Origin of the sequence: Sutterella sp. (assembly GCF_052272535.1) — a bacterium.
Taxonomy (GTDB): Bacteria; Pseudomonadota; Gammaproteobacteria; order Burkholderiales; family Burkholderiaceae_F; genus Sutterella.
On the sequence record NZ_DAVZJY010000247.1, the window covers coordinates 1 to 3,199 of the forward strand.

The 3,199-nt window shown below is 59.3% G+C and carries 2 protein-coding genes; both read right to left on the reverse strand.

Annotation, left to right across the window (positions count from 1 at the left end; genetic code table 11):
- Window positions 1–279: 279 nt before the first annotated feature.
- Window positions 280–2,199 carry a zinc ribbon domain-containing protein gene (locus tag ACT6Y9_RS09810; protein WP_443744388.1) on the reverse strand — a complete coding sequence of 640 codons (1,920 nt, stop codon included), beginning with the start codon at window positions 2,197–2,199 and terminating at the stop codon, window positions 280–282.
- 381 nt (window positions 2,200–2,580) lie between these two features.
- Window positions 2,581–3,171, reverse strand: a complete 591-nt coding sequence (locus tag ACT6Y9_RS09815) for an IS607 family transposase (protein WP_443744389.1) — start codon at window positions 3,169–3,171, stop codon at window positions 2,581–2,583.
- Between the last annotated feature and the right edge of the window lie 28 nt (window positions 3,172–3,199).

The following is a 3,199-nucleotide window of genomic DNA, read 5'->3' on the forward strand; positions in this document are numbered from 1 at the left end:
CCGTATGTTGAAACCTCCCAATTCCACCAGTACGAGGTTTCTTAAATCTTGCTGAGAAGATGTCCGCACTACGGTATCCCCTCCTTCGAGGGAACCCCTTGTGGAGGCTCCCTCTCCGGAGTAAATCTCCAAAGCGGGGTCGGTTAAAGGCTTGGTGGGCCGAGGCTTCAGGTGCGGTCCAGTTTTCGTCTTGCCCCCTGTGATCTACAGGAAAGCCAGAACCGCTTTTGCCGCCTCGACTTGGCACTGGTTTTTAGAATTCTTCAGTCGTTTTCGTTTTTAACATGCAGTGGGTGCGCTTGACGGCGCATCCCTGCTCATCTCCTTCTGCTCTTGAACCACGCGATGTGCCCGCAAGCGCAAGGCGGCTCTTGGCTTCGACCTTCTCTTCGGCTCCCGCTTCGGCTTCCTGCTCTCAGGAAGTGGTTCACGCTTGAACTCCGCGCAGTGCTCAAGGTACTTTTCGCGATAGACGCCCCTCACCCTTTCGAGCGGCATGTAGCGCGTGAAGCGGTCGTCGTGAAGAACGTGCAGCAGCATCAATGCGGCCTTGCGGTCGGCGTGATCCTTGTATCCGCATGCACGGCAGTGGAAGGCGTCGCCGTGCCGGTTGTCCCGCGACACGTAGTAGCACGCCGGACAGGCCTGGCTCGAATACGCGCTCGGCACGTAGACCACCCGCATGCCCCGCAGCGCAGCCTTGTATTCCAGACACTCGGTCATCAGACCACGCACCCAGCTCGACATCATCCGGTTGGCGCGCTTTGACCACCCCGGCACCGCCATCTTCTCCGGCAGGTCCTCCGCGACGATCACGCGCGCCTTCGTCGTACGGATCAGCGCGTTCACGGCACGGTGGATCTCGTTCTTGACCCGCTCCTTGAGCCGCTTCAGCATTCTTCTCCAGTTCTTGCCGCCGAGGTTGTTCTCAAGGATGCGCTGCTTCTTGGCGGGATCCTTCGTCGTCCTGAAGAGGCTGTAGAAGTAGTTGCGTCCTCTGAGGGTGGCGTCGATCCAGTCCACGGCCTCCATGATGACGTTCTTGAGATTCTCGCCGAAGGCGACGCCCGCCTCGTTCACGGCGGCTTCCGAGAAGCCCAGGTCCACCGCGGTGACGAAGCAGTAGGTCGTGTTGCGCCAGACGATGTCCGGAACGTACTCGTGAAGCGGTCGGGGCTTGAGCTTCTGCAGAACGTGCAGCTTGACGACGCCGAGCTCATCTCGAACGAGCATCGTCGTGCTGTCGATCTTTCCTCTGCCGAGAAGCCCGAGCGTGATCCGACTGCCGCGGGCCTTCGTCGCGAGCCTGATCTGCTGGCCGCCGTTTTTCTCCGCGAGCGTGTAGGAGTCGGAGTCGAACCAACAGGAGTGGTGCTCGCCGTGAACGGGGAAGCGCCCGGCGCGTTCGAAAAGGATCGACCGGATCGTCCGCTGCAGGCGCATGGGGTCGCGCACCACGGATCCGTCCTGCGCGACCATTTTCGACGTGTCGATGGTCTTCTTGTCGAGCATGTCGAAGAAGTCGGAGTCGAGCACCAGCAGCAGGCGACGGACGAATGCGCTTTCGCAGTCGTTGAGATTCTTGTAGAAGGCCCGCTTCATCACGTGCCGAAACACAGTCCTCTGCACGCCCTTCCAATAGTTCGAGGCGAGGATGCACGCCGCCTGAATGGCGCACTTCCACTGCTTGTCCAGAAGGCCGTAGGGCGACTTCGACTTCTTCACGGGCGGATATTTCCCGTTCGGACCGGGAACCATGTTGTTTTCCTTGCGGAACTTATCCCTGAGGAGCTCCCGGAAGCCTTCGAAGTCAATGCAGAAGCGGCGGTATTCCTGAGACTTCAGGAACGCGAGCTGGCGCGTGAGCTCCATTCCGAACGAGTCGATGAGGTCGTCGATGACCTCGCGGTTCGCCTCAACTGCGGCCGGATCGAGGTCGCGCACGACCGTTTTGTAGGCAATCGGTTCGGCCTGCGCAAACTGGCTCAGGCGGGAGGCGGGAACGAAGCGCACGTCGGCGAGCTCGGCCGGCTCGAAAGGCTTGAAGAGCGCCGCAAGGGGGGATTTGCCGAGCTTGCGTCCGATTCGCTCGGGGACCTCGATGGTTTCCGGATGTTGAACCCAACCTTTGAGCAGTCCGTCGGGGACCTCTACGACCGTTTTCGGAGATCCACAATTCGGCGCTTCATGAAAGCACACCGCAACAAGATGATCCTCTGCGTTGCTTGATTGTTCATGATCTTCTACGAGCTCTGAGAGAAGCAACTCTCTCGCCGCATCTGCAGACGAGAAATCATTGCTTTTCGATGTAATATATGAAGTTTTCTTGGTCATGGCTCGGGACGCTCATTAGTTCAGCAAGAGGAATCATACATGGTTCCTCAAAATAAATCAATAGCATTCTTCAAGGTTGTTCAATCGCATCAGTCGTGTATACAGAGAGTCTTTTATGAACGCCAGCATACGAAAATGATGAAGACGACCTCAAAACCGCACCGTCATGCGGACGGGCGACCATGTTCACCATAGAACCACTGTGCGCCATACCATGACGCACGCAAACATGAGTAGGGTTAATCCCTATCCTTGACTTGCCGGCTGTACCTGCACGACCGTACCCTTGCGGCGCCGGCTGCGTCGACCGTAAAGGCGCGCACAGAAAACGGTCATGAGCGTGACGACGTCGCGGGCGAGCTCCTCTTCAAAGGAAACGTCCTGTCGCTCTTCAAGGATGCGGACGACCGTCTTGACGCGGCCGCAGATGAAGCGCACGAGCGCGGTGCCGAAGCGCAGCAGCCGGTCCTCGTGGACAAGGACGAGTTCGGAGACTCTCCGTTCGAGAAGCCGCCGCATCAGGGCGCGCAGTCCGGGCTTGCGGCAGTTGAGGCCGGAGCCGATGTCGGTGATGACTTCCTCGCAGCCCGCATCGCGGAGCCGTTCCACTTGACGGCCGAGATCAGACTTCTGGTCGTGGGAGGAAACGCGGGCGTAGCCGACGACTTTGCGCTTCCCCGGATCTTCTTCGTCGTCTTCATCGAGGATGAAGCGGCGGTGGCCGCCCATCGTTCGGTGGGCGATGCAGATCAGTCCGCGGGCAGCCCATCTGCGGATGGTACTCGTGGAGACGCCGTACTTGGCGGCGATGGCGCCGATGGAGCAGTAGACGGTCATGACAACCTCCCGTCGTTGGGTGTTCCGG

Coding starts and splice junctions, on each gene's coding strand:
- ACT6Y9_RS09815 (WP_443744389.1), bottom strand. CDS start 3,171: ATGACCGTCTACTGCTCCATCGGCGCCATCGCCGCCAAGTACGGCGTC.